13 protein-coding genes are annotated in these 15,846 nt (G+C 61.9%); all 13 read right to left on the reverse strand.

The features are described from left to right. Positions 1-13 precede the first annotated feature (13 nt). Positions 14-997, reverse strand: a complete 984-nt coding sequence (locus JG747_RS33260) for a beta-ketoacyl-ACP synthase III (RefSeq protein WP_010913543.1) — start codon at positions 995-997, stop codon at positions 14-16. After that, positions 994-2,259, reverse strand: coding sequence for an adenosylmethionine--8-amino-7-oxononanoate transaminase (locus JG747_RS33265; protein ID WP_199201570.1), 1,266 nt, complete (start codon positions 2,257-2,259; stop codon positions 994-996). Before JG747_RS33265 ends, JG747_RS33260 begins: the two co-directional genes overlap by 4 nt. After that, complete coding sequence (gene bioD, locus JG747_RS33270; protein ID WP_199201477.1) at positions 2,259-2,894, reverse strand: dethiobiotin synthase; 636 nt, start codon at positions 2,892-2,894, stop codon at positions 2,259-2,261. The genes JG747_RS33265 and bioD overlap by 1 nt, the downstream gene beginning before the upstream one ends. Continuing rightward, positions 2,891-4,030, reverse strand: a complete 1,140-nt coding sequence (locus JG747_RS33275; protein ID WP_010913546.1) for an 8-amino-7-oxononanoate synthase — start codon at positions 4,028-4,030, stop codon at positions 2,891-2,893. Before JG747_RS33275 ends, bioD begins: the two co-directional genes overlap by 4 nt. Next, positions 4,027-5,022: a biotin synthase BioB gene (gene bioB, locus JG747_RS33280; protein ID WP_010913547.1), complete on the reverse strand. Its 996-nt coding sequence runs from the start codon at positions 5,020-5,022 to the stop codon at positions 4,027-4,029. The genes JG747_RS33275 and bioB overlap by 4 nt, the downstream gene beginning before the upstream one ends. A gap of 145 nt (positions 5,023-5,167) precedes the next feature. Then, positions 5,168-5,515 (reverse strand): hypothetical protein, encoded by a 348-nt coding sequence (locus tag JG747_RS33285; protein ID WP_199201478.1) that lies wholly within the window; start codon positions 5,513-5,515, stop codon positions 5,168-5,170. 10 nt (positions 5,516-5,525) lie between these two features. Beyond that, positions 5,526-6,407, reverse strand: a complete 882-nt coding sequence (gene nadC, locus JG747_RS33290) for a carboxylating nicotinate-nucleotide diphosphorylase (RefSeq protein WP_199201479.1) — start codon at positions 6,405-6,407, stop codon at positions 5,526-5,528. A 1-nt stretch (position 6,408) separates the two neighbouring features. Beyond that, positions 6,409-7,950 (reverse strand): L-aspartate oxidase, encoded by a 1,542-nt coding sequence (locus tag JG747_RS33295; RefSeq protein ID WP_199201480.1) that lies wholly within the window; start codon positions 7,948-7,950, stop codon positions 6,409-6,411. Further along, positions 7,947-8,921, reverse strand: a complete 975-nt coding sequence (gene nadA / locus JG747_RS33300) for a quinolinate synthase NadA (RefSeq protein WP_006333927.1) — start codon at positions 8,919-8,921, stop codon at positions 7,947-7,949. Before nadA ends, JG747_RS33295 begins: the two co-directional genes overlap by 4 nt. Before the next feature lie 64 nt (positions 8,922-8,985). Further along, positions 8,986-9,945, reverse strand: a complete 960-nt coding sequence (locus tag JG747_RS33305; RefSeq protein WP_010913550.1) for an NUDIX hydrolase — start codon at positions 9,943-9,945, stop codon at positions 8,986-8,988. 576 nt (positions 9,946-10,521) lie between these two features. Next, positions 10,522-12,237, reverse strand: coding sequence for a nif-specific transcriptional activator NifA (gene nifA / locus JG747_RS33310; RefSeq protein WP_199201481.1), 1,716 nt, complete (start codon positions 12,235-12,237; stop codon positions 10,522-10,524). A gap of 654 nt (positions 12,238-12,891) precedes the next feature. Then, positions 12,892-13,923 (reverse strand): LacI family DNA-binding transcriptional regulator, encoded by a 1,032-nt coding sequence (locus JG747_RS33315; protein ID WP_010913552.1) that lies wholly within the window; start codon positions 13,921-13,923, stop codon positions 12,892-12,894. A 318-nt stretch (positions 13,924-14,241) separates the two neighbouring features. Then, complete coding sequence (locus JG747_RS33320) at positions 14,242-15,675, reverse strand: dicarboxylate/amino acid:cation symporter (protein WP_096453579.1); 1,434 nt, start codon at positions 15,673-15,675, stop codon at positions 14,242-14,244. Positions 15,676-15,846: the final 171 nt, after the last annotated feature.

The raw sequence follows: 15,846 nt of genomic DNA on the forward strand, positions 1-15,846 counted from the left end.
TCGGTTCGCGCGGCTAAATTCCAACGACGAGCGCACCGCCGCTAAGACCCGCACCCGCGGCCGCCAGAAGAACCTTCTCCCCCGGCCGGAACGGCGCCGCCCGATGGGCGAGCGACAGCGAGAGCGGGATCGTCGCGGCGGAAGAGTTGCCATACTCGGCGATCGTCTTGACGATCGCTTCATCGGCGATGCCGAGGTTTCGCCCGACCGCATCGAAAATGCGGGCATTGGCCTGGTGCGGTACGAACCGATCGATGTCCTGCGGCCGCATCCGGGCCGCCGCGAGTGCGTCCTGCGAGCAGGCAGTCATCATCTCAACCGCCTTGGCGAACACTTCGCGGCCGTCGGTGATCGTCATGCGGGTCTGCTCGAGATCGAGCTCGCCATGGAACGGGGTGTTGCTTCCGCCTGCCGGGATCTGGATCAGCCCGTAGCGCGAGCCGTCGGAATCCACCGAAGCGCCGAGAATACCCTGATAGGGATCCTCGCAAGGACCGATCACCAGGGCGCCGGCGGCATCGGCGAAAAGGACCGAGCTCGCGCGCTCGGCTGGATTGATGCGGCGGCTGAGGATGTTGGCGGCGATGACCAGCGCTGGTTTGCCGTGCAGGCGGGTGAACCCGTCCGCGAACATCAGCGCATAGACGAAGCCGGCGCAGGCGCCGGTCAGATCGACCGCGCCTGCGCGGCCAAGGCCGAGCTTGTGCGCGACCAAGGGTGCACTGGGCGGCAGAAGGTGGTCGGGTGTCGAGGTGGCAAGCAACAGCAGCCCGATGTCGCTGCGGTCAATACCGGCGTTCGCCAGCGCGATGTCGCCAGCCTGCGTGGCAAGACCAGACAGCGTGTCTCCGTCCGTTGCCCAGAAGCGCGAACGGATTCCGGTACGCCTTTCGATCCAGCCCGGCTCGAGGCCGAGATTGTTCTCGATCTCGGCATTCGCCACCTTGCGCCCAGGCGTATGATGACCGAACCCGAGAATGCGCGACGACTTGCTCATGGCCTAGACCCGAAGCGTTCGGCGGCCTCCTCGATCGCGTCGTAGAGTGCGTCCAACTCGCCGCCGGTGATGCAATAGGGCGGGAGAAGATAGAGGACATTGCCGAGCGGACGAACAAGCAGGCCGCGCTCGAGGAAGAACGCGCGCAGTTTCGGACCAATCTCGGCGAGATAGCCGGCGGAACCGGTGCGCAGGTCGAGGGCAGCGATCGTGCCAGTGGCTCGGCAGTCGGTGAAATATGGGTTGTCCCGGAAGCGTTGCAGCCCGGCGGCCTGCTTCGCGCTCAAAGCCGCGACCCGCTCGGCCACCGGCTCGTCGCGCCAGATCTCGACATTGGCGAGTGCTGCCGCGCAGGCAATCGGATTGGCGGTGTATGAGCTCGAATGAAAGAAGGTTTTCTTACGGTCTTCGGAATAATGGGCCTGGAAGATGGCATCGGTGGCGAGCGTGGCCGCCAAAGGGATCGCGCCACCGGTCAAGCCCTTCGACGTGCATAGGATGTCCGGAGAAATGGACGCCTGCTCGCAGGCGAACATGGTTCCGGTCCGCCCCCAGCCGGTCATTACTTCATCGGCGATCAGCAACGTGCCGGAGGTTTCTGCGATCTTCTTCAATTCGGCCAGAACCCAGGCCGGATACATCAGCATGCCGCCGGCGCCTAGCACGAGCGGTTCGACGATCAGCGCGGCCGCGCGCCGGTCGCGGGCAACTGCCTCGAACCGATCCAGCGTCTCTTGTTCGCGTCCCGCGGCCGGGAAGGGGATGGTGTCGACCTCGAACAGCAAAGGTTCGTAGGCGGCGTTAAACGCGCCACGGGCACCGACGCTCATCGTCCCGATGGTGTCGCCATGATAGCTGTGCTCCATGACGACGATGCGCGAGCGCGGCGCGTCGATGTTGCGGAAATAGCCGAGCGCCATCTTCAGCGCGACCTCGACGGAGGTCGAGCCGCTGTCGGAATAGAACACCCAGTCGAGTCCGGCGGGAGCGAGGCCGACAAGTGCCTTGGCCAGGCGCTCTGCCGGCTCGTGGGTGAAGCCAGCGAAGATGATCTGGTCGAGGCTAGACGCGGTCGTCTCGATAGCCTTCATGATGCGGGGATGGCGGTGGCCGTGCGTGACGACCCACCAGGAGGAAATGGCATCCAGGATGCGCGTGCCGTCGGCCTTGTAGAGGTAGGCGCCTTCCGTCCGGGCGATTTCAGGGATGGCGGGCTCGAGCGCGTGCTGGGTGAAGGGATGCCACACACGGGACTGCGGCATCATTCGCCTCCTGCGATCGCTGTGAGGTCGAAGCCGGCAACCATCGCATCCCGCAGCGTCTCACTCGTCAGCGGATCGATGTGTGGCAGCCTGCCAAGCTGGCGCACGCCGCTGAATTCCACGATTGTTCTCTGCGTATCGGCCACCTCATCGCCGATGAAGGCAATGCCGATGAGCGGGATGGAACGGGCTCTGAGCGCCTCGATCGACAGCAGCGTGTGGTTGATCGTGCCGAGCCTGGTACGGGCGCATAGGATGACCGGCACCCGCCACTGAGCGAATATGTCGATGAACTTGGTGCGCCGGTTGAGCGGCACCATCAGTCCCCCAGCACCTTCGATGACGATCGGGCCCGGCAAGTCCGGAAGCGAGAGCTTTGCCATGTCTATCGCGACGCCGTCGAGTTCGGCTGAACGATGCGGCGACAGCGGCTCCTTCAGGCGATACACTTCGGGCAGCACCCGCCCCGTCGGCAGGCCGGCGAGCCGTTCCACGACCTGGCTGTCAGTCTCCTCGTCGAGCCCCGATTGCACCGGCTTCCAGTAGAAGCCGTCGAGCAGGCCGGTGAGCCCGGCCGAAAACACCGTCTTGCCGATGCCGGTATCCGTTCCGGTGATAACGATGCGCTTGGTCATGCCGAGGCCAGCACCTCGACGAGTGCCCCGACCATGGCCGAAATGTCGGCTTCGTCGACGTTGAGCGTCAGCGAAATGCGCAGTCGCGATGTGCCCTCGGGTACGGTCGGCGGACGAATGCCGCGTATGTCGAAGCCGCGCGTCTGCAGCGCCGCCGCCACCGCCATGGTGCGCCTGTTGTCGCCGATGACAAAGGACTGGATCTGCGAGCCGCTGGGCTTCACGCCGCAGCGCTCGGCCAATTGGCGGCCCGCGAAGGCTACGCGCTCCTGCAGCTGGACACGGCGTTGGGGCTCGTCGGACAGCATGGCCAGCGCTTCGCGCACTGCCACCGCCATCAGAGGCGACGGCGCGGTGGCGTAGATGAATGGCCGGCAGCGGTTGACGAGATAGTCGCATAGCGTTCCCGGCCCGGTGACGAGTGCGCCGGACGCGCCGAGCGCCTTGCCGCATGTGTGAAGTGCGACAGTGTTGTCGCGGCCCTCGAAAGCGGCGGCCAGCCCGCGGCCGTTCGGTCCCCAGATGCCGGTGGCATGCGCCTCGTCGACGACGAGGAATGCCTCGTGCCGATCGGCAAGCGCGATAAGGCGCGCCATCGGGGCGCGGTCGCCATCCATGCTGTAGAGGCTTTCGACCGCGATCCAGATGCGGCCCATGCCGCCTTCGGCGCGCCAGCGGGTGATCGCATCCTCGACAGCATCGATGTCGTTATGCGCGGCGAGCTTGAACTCGGCGCGGCCAGCGCGGGCCCCCTCATGCATACTGGCATGAGCAAGGTCGTCGAGGATCAAGAGGTCGCCCTTTTGCGGCAGCGTCGTCAGCAGAGCGAAGTTGGCGATATAGCCGCTGCCGAAGAACAGCGCGCGTTCGGCGCCGAAGAACGCCGCGGCGTCTGCCTCCAGAGCCTCGTGCTCCGGTGAGTTGCCCCTTAACAACCGCGATCCGGTCGCGCCGACCGGCGTCCCCCGCGCAATCGCCGCCGCCACCGCTTCGCCAAGTCTTTTGGAGGCGGCAAGCCCGAGATAGTCGTTCGACGAGAAGTCGAGCCCGGCGCGCGGTGCAAGTGTGCGCAGCCGGTCCTTGCGCGCCAGTCCGCGCAAGGACGCGTCATACCGGACAAGAAGTGCCTCGTTCATTGCGTGCCGATTTCCATCGGCTCGATGCCGAGACGCTGGAACAGCAGAGTATCCTTGTCTTCGCCGGGATTGTCCGCCGTCAGCAGTGTGTCGCCGACGAAGATCGAGTTGGCGCCGGCAAAAAAGCACAGCGCCTGCATTTCATCGGTCATGGCGGTGCGGCCGGCGGAAAGACGCACGTGCGACTTCGGCATCATGATGCGGGCCAGCGCGATCACGCGCACGAATTCGATCGGCTCGATGGGTTTGGCCTCGGCCAGCGGGGTGCCCTCGATCGGGATCAGCATGTTGATCGGAACGCTTTCGGGATGCTCCGGCAGGTTGGCCAGCGTCACCAGCATGTCGATCCGGTCCACCGGCTCTTCGCCCATGCCGACAATGCCGCCGCAACAGACCTTAATGCCGCTGTCGCGGACATTGGCGAGCGTATCCAGCCGGTCGGCAAACGTGCGGGTCGAGATGATCTCTGAGTAATAGCGCTCGGAGGTGTCGATGTTGTGGTTGTAGTAGTCGAGACCGGCCTGTTTCAGACGAGCGGCCTGCTCAAGATCGAGCATGCCGAGCGTCATGCAGGTCTCCATGCCGAGTGCCTTGACACCCTCGACCATCGCCACCACCGCGTCCATGTCGCGCGCCTTCGGGTTTCGCCAGGCCGCGCCCATGCAATAGCGGGTGGCGCCGGCATCGCGTGCCTTGGTCGCCTCGGCGATGACGCGCCGGACCTCCATCAGCTTTGACGCCTTCAACCCGCTTTCGTGATGTGCCGATTGGCTGCAATAGCCGCAATCCTCCGGGCATCCGCCGGTCTTGATGCTGAGAAGCCGGCTCAGCTGGACCTTGTTGGGATCGAAGTTCTGCCGGTGAACGGTCTGCGCCTGAAACAAAAGGTCGTTGAATGGCGCGTCGTGGAGCGCTTGGGCTTCCGCTCGCGTCCAAGGGGGAAGCGCCCAACCGATTGGATCCGAGGTCAGGTCTGGGCTGAGTTCGTTCATAAAATCTTGTTCTCCATAATCTTCCGTCCTTGACCTGGAGCGTTGCAGTGGATGCTGAAGACCAGGCGCATGCCAGCGGGAAGTCTTCTATCGAAACGCGACTGGTGGCGCTCTTGAGCGGACTCTCCAACTGCTGCCCGCAGGCTCAACTCACGTCATCCGTGGGGATTACGGTTTCCGTTATATTACTCTGAGCACAGGAATGCTCCTTTCTGATCGCGTCGCAGGATTCGGTGAAGGCGACCTCCAGCAGATAACCCAGAAGTTCCAGCCCGTGAGAGGCCGCCAACTGGCGCATCTCGTCGAGTCGGCAGATGATGACGCCAAGGGCTGCGACGCGGCTTTCTGTGCCTTGCTGGTCCGTCCCTCCCGCCTCCGTTGTTGAAGCGTGTCGCCTGGCGCCGAGAAGGCTTGCGTCGGCTGTTGGTGGAACCTGGGACGTGCTGACGCAGGTTAGCCTGCGAACAAAGGAGTTCCTGCGATCCCGGTTCATGTCCTCTCCATCAGTTCAGATGCCTGTTGCAATTTCGGTCGGCCGGCATGTCGAGACCAATGTCGAGGATGGGCGCGCTGTGGGTAAGCCAGCCGACCGATATGAGGTCGACGCCTGTCGCCGCAATTGCCCCGGCGCTCGCCCGCGTCACCCGGCCCGAAGCCTCGGTGATCGCGCGGCCACCGACCATAGCCACAGCCTGCGTAAGGTCCTCGACCGACATGTTGTCGAGGAGCACGGCGTCGACACCCGCTGCCAGCGCCATCTCCAACTGGTCCAGCCTGTCGACCTCGACCTCGATCTTGACCATGTGACCGATGGCGCTGCGCGCCCGCTCGATTGCGGTGCGGATATCGCCGGCAATGGCGATGTGGTTGTCCTTGATCAGCACGGCGTCGTCGAGCGCGAAGCGGTGATTGGCACCGCCGCCCGCTCGTACCGCATACTTTTCCAGGACACGCAGGCCGGGCGTCGTTTTGCGTGTGCACACGATTTTTGCGTTATGGCCCCTCACCGCGTTTACGAGCGTAGCCGTTGCCGTCGCGATGCCGCTGAGTTTGCATAAGAAATTGAGCGCCGTCCGCTCCGCCGTCAGCAGGCTGCGCGCCGGCCCGTTTACGATCGCGATGGTCTGGCCGGCCGAGACCTTGCCGCCCTCAGGACACCGCAGCTGGATGCTGATCCCGGGATCGACCAGCAGGAAGGCAAACATGACCAAGTCGAGCCCGGCAACAACGCCTGCCTGCCGGGCATTCAACGCCAGCGTCGCTTTGAAATCGGCGGGGATGATCGCATCGCTCGTGATGTCGCCGGCTCTGCCCAGGTCTTCAAGCAGGGCAGAACGCACGATGGGCTCCATGATGATCTGGGGAAGTGGTGCAAGTGAAGTCATGTCAACGGCTCCGTTCGGATGCTTGCCATCTGAGCGTGACGGCATTCTCAAAAGCTGTGCAGAGCGTCAATCGTGAGGGGAGGGCGGCGGGATCGCGCCCGGGGAAATCGGATCGAAAGTGGGAGCCGCGGCTCTCCTCGCGCCGAAGGGCGGCGATCGCCATCAACAATGCCACCAGGGCCGGATCGGCCGCGGCCGTCTCGCAAACAGAGATCGGCAGCAGTGTCGCGACCGTGTCGCACAATGATTTCCCATTCCGAACAATGCCAAGCGCATTGGACACAATTGGGCGAATAGGTGAAGGGTCGGGCCGGATGGGAACAGTTGCCGGAAGCCTAGGCCACTGCCCACCCGCAGAGGTAGCTGCGACGCTTTCAGCCACCCAGGCGGCGGTTGCAACCGCTTCGGTCAGCGAGTTGCTGGCAAGCCGGTTGGCGCCATGCAGTCCTGTGCATGCGACTTCGCCACAGGCCCACAGGCCGCTAACGGAAGTTCGCCCCTCGGCGTCAACGGCCACGCCGCCCATGTGATAGTGAGCAGCGGGCCGCACGGGAATGGGTTCCACCGCCGGATCGATGCCGGCATGCTTGCAAATAGCGTCGATTGCCGGAAAGCGTCTTGCGAATTTCTGCCCGAGACAATGTCGGGCATCGAGATAGACGCCATGCCCGGCGGCGAGCTGATCGGAGATCGCCCGCGCGACCACATCGCGCGATGCGAGTTCTGCCCCGGGCGTGTCTGCCAGGAAGCGATGGCCGTGCTCATCGATGAGCACCGCGCCTTCGCCACGCACTGCTTCGCTGACAAGCGGCATTGGCCGGCGCGCAATGTCGAGGGCCGTCGGGTGGAATTGCACGAATTCGAGATCGGCTAGTTCCGCTCCAGCACAGGCTGCCAGCGCCAGGCCGTGCCCGAATGAGGAGAGCGGATTGGTTGTATCGCAAAACAGGCCGCCTATCCCACCGGTCGCCAGCACCACGCGGCGTGTGGGCAATGCGAACACGGCGCCATGCAGGACAGTCAGCAAGCCAACAATGCTGCCCTCCGCGACAACCAAGCGAAGCGCTGTCATGCCTTCCATGATCGTGATCGAACGGGTTCGCCGCGCCACGCCGAGTAGCGCCCGAAACAACTCGCGGCCAGTTGCGTCGCCGGCGGCGTGCACGATGCGGCGACGCGAATGCGCCGCTTCCAGGCCCAGCCGTAGCCTCCCGTCTAGCGACCGGTCGAAAGGAGCACCAAGACGAATAAGGTTCTCGACGGCTTGAGGTACGGCCTCTACCACCCTCCTGGCCATTTGTTCGTCGCAAAGCCCATCGCCGGCAGCAAGCGTATCGGCGAGGTGCAAGTCGGGGCTGTCGTCCTCCCCCAGACTCGCTGCGAGCCCGCCCTGGGCTAGAATGCTCGAGGCTTCGGTTCCGAGCGAGGTCCTTGACAGAAGGACGACTGGTTGCGGCGCCAAGTGTAGCGCCGTCATGAGCCCGGCGATACCAGCGCCGATGATGACCGGCGCTCCGCCAATGTGATGGATGTCCGCCGTCATACAAAGAGCATGCGTTCCACAGCCCAGCGGGCCCGTTCAGCGACATGAGGATCGATCGTGACGACGTGGCGGTTCTCCTCGAGCGCGGTCCGGATGTTGGCGAGCGTGATGCGCTTCATATGCGGGCACAGATTGCATGGGCGCACGAAATCTACTTCCGGATGCTCGACCGCGACGTTGTCGCTCATGGAACATTCCGTCATCAGCACCACACGCGCCGGCCTATGCCGCGCGACATAGTCGGACATCGCCGCCGTCGAGCCGGCGAAGTCGGCTTCCGCGACCACTTCAGGCGGACATTCGGGATGGGCAAGTACACTGATGCCGGGATGGGCCTCACGCAGCTCGCGGATGTCGGCCGCGGTGAAGCGTTCGTGCACCTCGCAGCGCCCCTTCCAGGCAATGATCTCGACCTTGGTCTGCGCCGCGATGTTCTTCGCCAGATATTCATCGGGCAGCATGATCACACGCGGCGCGCCGAGCGATTTCACCACCGCGAGCGCATTGCCCGAGGTGCAGCAGATGTCGGATTCAGCCTTCACCGCGGCGGAGGTGTTGACGTAGGTCACCACTGGAACGCTCGGATAACGCTGCCGCATCAGGCGCACGTCTTCGGCGGTGATCGACTCGGCCAGCGAACAGCCGGCGCCGAGATCCGGGATGAGCACGGTCTTGTCCGGATTGAGGAGCTTGGCGGTCTCGGCCATAAAATGCACGCCCGCGAGCACGATGATTTCGGCATCGACTGTCATCGCCTTGCGGGCCAGCGCCAGGCTGTCGCCGACGATGTCAGCCACGCAGTGAAAAATCTCCGGCGTCTGGTAGTTATGCGCCAGGATGACCGCATTGCGCTGTCGCTTCAGATTCAGGATTGCGTCGATATCCTCGACGAAGACCGACCACTCGATCGGTGGGATAACGCGCCGAACGCGGTCGTACAGTGAGGCGCTCGAAGGCAGGACGGCACTCATCGAGCCTCCAGTTATAGTCCATCTGATTATAAGATATATATAATCGTTGTGACTATAAGGGGTGTCAAGCCCGTGCGAGCGGTAATTTTGTGCCGGCCACAGGCCTCTCGTCGAGAATAGTATGGTGGAAGCGGTAGAGCTGCGCAGGCCGGCCGCCGGTCTCGGCGGTCGTCGCCCCGGTCTTCTCAACCAGTTCCTGCTGCTCTATGAGCCGGCGAAAGTTCGGCTTGTTGATGAGCCTGCCGGAGAGCGCCTCCACAGTTCGCTGTAGCTGCAAAAGCGTGAAGAGCGGCGGCATCAGTTCGAACACAACAGGCCGGTATTTAATTTTGGAGCGCAGTCGTGCAATAGCCGTTGCCAGAATGCGGCGGTGATCGGCGATCATCGATCTGCCCGGCACCGAAGGGAGGATGGCCGAAACTCCGCCGCGCTTTGCTTCCTCCACCAGGGCGGCTTCGTAGAGCAGCTCGTAGCGCTGCAGCGCGAGTTCTTCGTTCCATGCCCGGCCGTCCAAGGCAAAGGCAACCGCCGCTCGCCGTCGGCGATCGAAGCGCGTCGCGCCGTCGTCCGCGCCGTCCGCCCATTCGATAAGGCGCGGCCGCAATTCTTCCAGCACTATCGGGGGCCTGCCGGACCGATGATCCTCCCACGGGAAATAGTCGTACCAGCTGGCCCAACTGCGCCTGCCCGAGGCGCCCGCATCTTCTTCGCGGGTGAGTGCGAGATAGCTGATCGAGATCACGCGCTGGTTGGCGCCGACCCGATCGCGATCGGCAAAGGTGTAGAGCTGCTCGATATAACCGAGAGGCTGACCGGTCTGCAGTTCCACCCATGCCCTAAGCCCCGACTGGAGCGAACGATGAGCGAGCTCAAACGGGCCCGAGGGAAGAGCGGCCCCCTGTTCGATGGTCAGAACACATGGTCCAGCGTCGTTCACGGCGACCACGACTGCGATCAGGTCGGCGTTGACATTGTTGGTCTTGCCTATGGTTCTGCCTTTCCTTGGTCCTTTGGCCTGATCCATGGTTCCTGAGCCACTTGGGTTAGACCTCCGTGCGAACTGTCTAAACCGATTTAGTTCTGTTCTTTATCATACCAATCGTCGCGTCAACACCACGCGCTGTGGCGACTTTACCTCTTCGAACCTGCACAAAAATATGCCAAACGCGACACTCGCCGTGGGTGACGCTGGGTGAGGAGAGACGTCGATTGAGCGTCGGAGGTATCGTAAAAGGCGATCACGCCGCCGGATATGCGTGCGCGAAAGGCAGCACGGCGCTTATCTGCCTGACGACCTACACCACTCCGGTAAGGTTGGTTGACGGCGCACTGTTCTCCGTTTCAATGGCGAGACATCCGGCACGGGGCCGGCGGAGCGACATGGCCATCGGACCGACCATGACGGCGCTGCGTTTGCGCCAACTTGACTGGGATACCAAGCGCCGTGCGGTCGAGCGGGCCGTGGATTGCGGCCGGCGCCAACAGGAGGGCTGCAACGCCTCACCGACGGAGGTCCGAGCCGTACCAATCAACGCTAATTTGTCCCAGCTATTCGCCTCGCGCGCTATCTCGTGGCCCCGCTTGAAATCCGACAGCAGGTTCAGAGATTCTTGATCTCGATACCGTATTTCCTCAGCGCGTAACCAATCTGGCGCGGCGTCAGTCCAAGCAGGCGCGCTGCCTTTGCCTGTACCCAGCCGGATCTTTCCATGGCCGCGATGAGACGCTCGCGATCGGTCATCTTCGCGTCGCTTACGAGGCCTAGCCGAACAGGCGCTGGCAGTGCCTGCTCGCTGTCGTCATGCGGGACCCCAATGGCGGCCGAAGCAAAAGCACCAGACGATTGCATGGCCGGGTTCAGTGGCAATGGTGCGATCGGCTCCGATTTCGGCGCAGTCTCCTTCGATGCGTGCTTCCATAGCATCGCGGAAAGGCATCGGCCATGGCAGCAGTCAAAGTCGTTTCTGCCGATTGACGCTCCCGCTGCCAGGGTCGCCGTCCGCTGCACGCAATTTTCAAGCTCGCGGACATTTCCGGGAAAAGCACAGTTCATCAGCACTTCAGTCGCACTCGCATCGAAGACCATCGTACGGCCGTTCTCGCTGTTGAAATTCTTGAGAAACTCAGCAGCAAGGAGCGGAATATCACCGCGCCTTTCGCGCAATGGCGGCACCAGCAAGGGAACAACGCTGATGCGATAATAAAGGTCGGCGCGAAACTCGTTCCTTGCAACCGCGTCTTCCAGGTTCCTGTTCGTGGCGGCAATCACGCGAACGTCGACCTTAATCGTCTGGTTGCTGCCGACGCGCTCGAACTCCTGCTCCTGCAGCACGCGCAGCAGCTTTGCCTGGAACGAGGCCGAAATCTCACCGATCTCGTCCAGAAACAACGTTCCCTTGTCGGCGAGCTCAAAGCGCCCCTTGCGCGAGTTGAATGCACTGGTAAAGGCACCCTTTTCGTGACCGAACAGTTCGGATTCCAGGACTGTCTCAGGGAGCGCTGCGCAATTGAGCTTGATGAACGGCCGCTTGGCGCGTCCCGACATCTCGTGAACGGCCTTGGCGACCAGCTCCTTGCCGGTCCCCGATTCCCCGCGCAGCAAAACGGTGCTGTTGGACCTGGCTACTAACGCGACCTTCTCAAGCAGCCCGCGCAGCGCCGGGCTGTCGCCAATGATCCCCTTGACATGAGCCCTTTTGCCCTCATGCCCAGGCTGCTTGAGTTCGCCGAATTGCTTTTGCATCCGGATTTTTTCGGCCATCAGTCGCTCGCGGTCGGACGCGAACAGGCGATGCAGCTTCACTGTCTGTCCAACCAGATTAGCGATTGTGGTAAGGAGGCGCAGGTCGTAATCGAGGAGGGAGCCTGATTTGTTGTCCAGGATGCGGTCGATGGTCAGCGTGCCCACGACGTTCGCATCGACGCGAATGGGTACGCCGATGAACGACACTTTCATGTTGTCGGACGCCCCGAGCACCTCCTTGTCGGCGGCGTTGAAAGCCGGATCCAACGCTATGTTCTCGGCGACGAGCGCCATGCCCGTCGTTATGATCTGGTCGATCGCCGCCCGTGGCAGATGCTTGCGGTAGCGCTCATCGCTGCCTTCGCTCCAGCCGGCGCCGACGGTCATGTCCGGTATGCCGGCACCGTCGCAGAGCGAGATGATGCCGTGCCGCACCTGCACCAACGATGGCAGGAGGTCGACGACGTTGGCCAACGTGGCTTCCAGCCCAGAGGGAGCGGTGAGCGCTATCGACGTTTCAAAGATGTCCGGCGCCCTCTCGTGCAACGGCACAATAGGGACCACGTTATTCATCTCGGACTTTGAATTAGGGCTTTTCATTTTTGGAAGCGATATGCAGCGTGACGAGATCTGCCTGGCACTTTGCTCGGAGTTGCGAGTATCGTGCATGTGATCATCCATCTCGCGCCATGAAATCGATGCCCGAGGCAAGTGCGCCTATTGTCCAGCGCGTGGATGTCCTTGGCGAATCGCATTCGTCGGCGTCTTCGCTCCGCAGGCCGCTGCACAATCGACGAGTTTGCTCGCCTCGCCCTTGCACGCGGGGATTCATTGAAACACGAAAAGGCGTTGATGAAGATAGTCGTGACGATTGATCCGTCAGCAAGACGGACGTCTGCAGCCGGCTTTTCGCGCGCAATGAAATTGCCATTGAGATGATAGCTAATGTCGATGCCAGTCAGGCCCCGGCCGCGAGCAAGTGCGGCCCTGGCAAGATGGGGCGGCGTCATGCGGTCGATAGCAAAGCGGAGCGATGCTTGACGCATGGCTTTCCTCTCTCTTCATGAAGTGCGGGTCGTCGTTCTCGGCTGACTGGCTTCCGCCGCGCAGCAATCATTCGTTGTTAAACGAGACCGGAATGAGGCAGGTGAGTCAATCAAACTCCCGCTGCTTTTCTTTCATGAATGAAAGGAAATTAGGCTCTCATGATAGTATTTTATCAGTTTTTCAGATGTTTTCCGGCAGATAGATCTCAAACGGCAGAAAAGTCTGCCCAAGCGTCTCCGAAGTGCCGACCTTGATGGCCTGGGCCATCAGCGTCATCAGTTCCTGGCAAAGCAGGCGCTGGGGCGTGGCGACCGACATCGTGATCATGCCATCTGCGAGTGCAGCCCGTGACTCTGGCGTGATCTCGTTAACGATCGCGACGAGACCCCGGCTTTCGCCTTCTTCACGGAGCGCGGAGATCGCTCCCTCCATACCTCCGCCGGCCACATAGAAGCCGGTGAGTTCGGGTTCCCGTTGCATGAGATCCAGCGTGGCCTCGTAGGTGATCTGCCGTGCCTCAAGGTTCACGAGCGGATCGAGCAGCTCGAATGCCGGTGCATTCTCACGGAAATAGGAGCGAAAGCCGACCTCCCGCAGCTCCTGCCCCTGAAAACGGTGGCTGCCGACAAAAACCGCCACCTTGCCCGGCCGTCTTGCGACCTTTGAAAGCATCCACGCTGTCGTCCGCCCGACCTTGCGGTTGTCGAGGCCGATATAACCCTCACGAACACCTTCGGCGAAATCGGAAAGCAGCGAGAAAACGGGGATGCCTTTTGCCTTGAGTTCTTGGACGGCTGCCGTGATCGCCGGATGGTCCGGCGCCACCATGGCGATCGCGTGGCAGCGCGCTCCGAATTCCTTGAGCAATGGAATAAGGTCGCATGGCATGTGCGACGGCGCGAATTCGATGAGCGAAGTGCCATGGAAGCACTTCGCCGCGTTGACCGCCGCTTCGACCTCACGCGCGAAGCCCTGGTAGAAGTGGTGAGTCGGTTTTCTCAAGATGAAGCCAAGCCGATATTGCGGCAGGTCCGGCTGCAGGCGCTGCTTGATAAGACCTGCGGCGTGATATCCGATGGCCTGTGCCGCCGCTAAGACCCGCTGCGCAGTCTCCTTCCGCACCGGATGACGGGCATTCAGAACTCGGTCAACGGTGGCAACACTAACCCCGGCTTCCCGGGCGATATCAGCAATTATGGGTCGCTTCGCCATTGTTCGAGTCTGATTAAACGACATCAAGAAGAAATCCGGCAAAGGTCGATTCAGTAAAATCTGTCATTCCTGCATTGATCCTGTTCGCTACCGAATTCTGGTCGTGGCATGGTGCGAGGTAGAAGCCGAAATGTAGAGCCTGGGCGAATCGTTCAGCCGTGCCGACGGCTCCGACCCAGCTCCGCGCCCGGTTCCACGAACCGTCGCAAACTTCGGAGGCATTAAGCGCATCATCGAGGGCTTGTGTGTCGTGACCGGTGCAAGACCTTCGCAAGGCGCAGATGATTTTGCACCCACTGCATTTCGGGATTGTTGATTTCATCGGCCCGCGAGAGTTTGTTTGGAACCCGCGGCCCGATCGTCCGGCGTTTGGGACCAGCCAGGCGATTCAACCGGCAGCGATGCTGCCGAGTTGCTCGGCGCGGGCGTTATCAGTGGCTGGCCGGTTGATGTCTCGGCAGGCTGGTGGCCGCAGAATGCAGCTTTCAATTGCGCCTGATCCAGTTCGCCTTCCCAGCGGGCGACGACGAGCGATGCCACCGCGTTACCGACCAAATTCGTCAGTGCCCTGCATTCCGACATGAAGCGATCGACGCCAAGGATCAGCGCCATTCCAGCAACGGGAACTGCCGGCACTACGGAGAGCGTAGCGGCCAACGTGACGAAGCCGGCACCTGTGACACCTGCTGCACCCTTGGAGGAAAGCATCGCGACGAGCAGCAGCAGGACCTGATCGCCAACTGACAAATCCGTATTCGTCGCCTGCGCGATGAAAAGGGCCGCGAGGGTCATGTAGATATTGGTGCCATCCAGATTGAAGGAATATCCGGTCGGGATAACCAGGCCCACGACCGAGCGCTTGGCGCCGGCCTTTTCCATTTTCTCCATGAGAGAGGGCAGCGCAGCCTCGGAGGAGGACGTTCCGAGGACCAGCAGCAGCTCTTCCTTTATGTAGCGGATAAGAGAAAAGATCGAGAAGCCATTGTAGCGACAGACTGCACCGAGAACCCCGAATACGAAGAGGAAGGCCGTGAGATAGAAGGTCCCGACCAGCATCGCAAGGTTGGCTACCGAACCGATGCCATATTTGCCAATCGTGAAGGCCATTGCTCCGAAAGCACCGATCGGCGCGGCTTTCATCAGGATGCCGACCAATTTGAAAACGGGTGCAGTGAGGTCCTGAAGGAAGGAAAGAACCGATTTGCCCGATTCTCCGACCATCGCCAGCGCGATGCCGAAGAGGACGGAGAAGAACAACACCTGTAGAATGTCGCCTTCCACAAAGGCGCCGACAATCGTGGTCGGGATCATGTTCATGAGGAAGCCGGTCACGGACTGCTCATGGGCCTTTGAGGCATAGCCATTGACGGCTTGGACGTCGAGCGAGGTCAGATCGATGTTGAGGCCGGCGCCAGGCTGAATGACATTGCCGACGATGAGGCCGACGATAAGCGCGAGCGTCGAGAAGGTGAAGAAATAGACCATCGCCTTGCCGGCAACACGGCCGACCTTCTGAAGATCGCTCATGCCGGCAATTCCAGTCGACACGGTCAGAAAGATAACGGGCGCGATGATCATCTTGACGAGCTTGATGAAGGCATCGCCGAGCGGCTTCAGGTTTTCTCCGATTTGCGGATAAAAATGGCCAACCGCGACTCCGAGCAGGATTGCGACAAGCACCTGCACGTAAGGCTTGGCAAAAAGGGTCTTGCGGGGTGCGCGCTTTACGCTTGGAGCCAGTGGGGTCAACATGTAAGTTTTCTCTCCCTGACCGGTTTGGGGCGGGCTGTTCCTCCCCGCGGCTTCTCCCATCGCGGCGCCCCGGTCGAACGCTGCTGCGTTGTTGACCGCAATAGCCGTGCCAAGCCAAGAGAGCGCGGAAATCGCCGGAGCCTCAGGTATCTTCAACAAATCGCGCAGCAA

The organism is Mesorhizobium sp. 131-3-5, assembly GCF_016756575.1.
Lineage (GTDB): Bacteria > Pseudomonadota > Alphaproteobacteria > Rhizobiales > Rhizobiaceae > Mesorhizobium > Mesorhizobium jarvisii.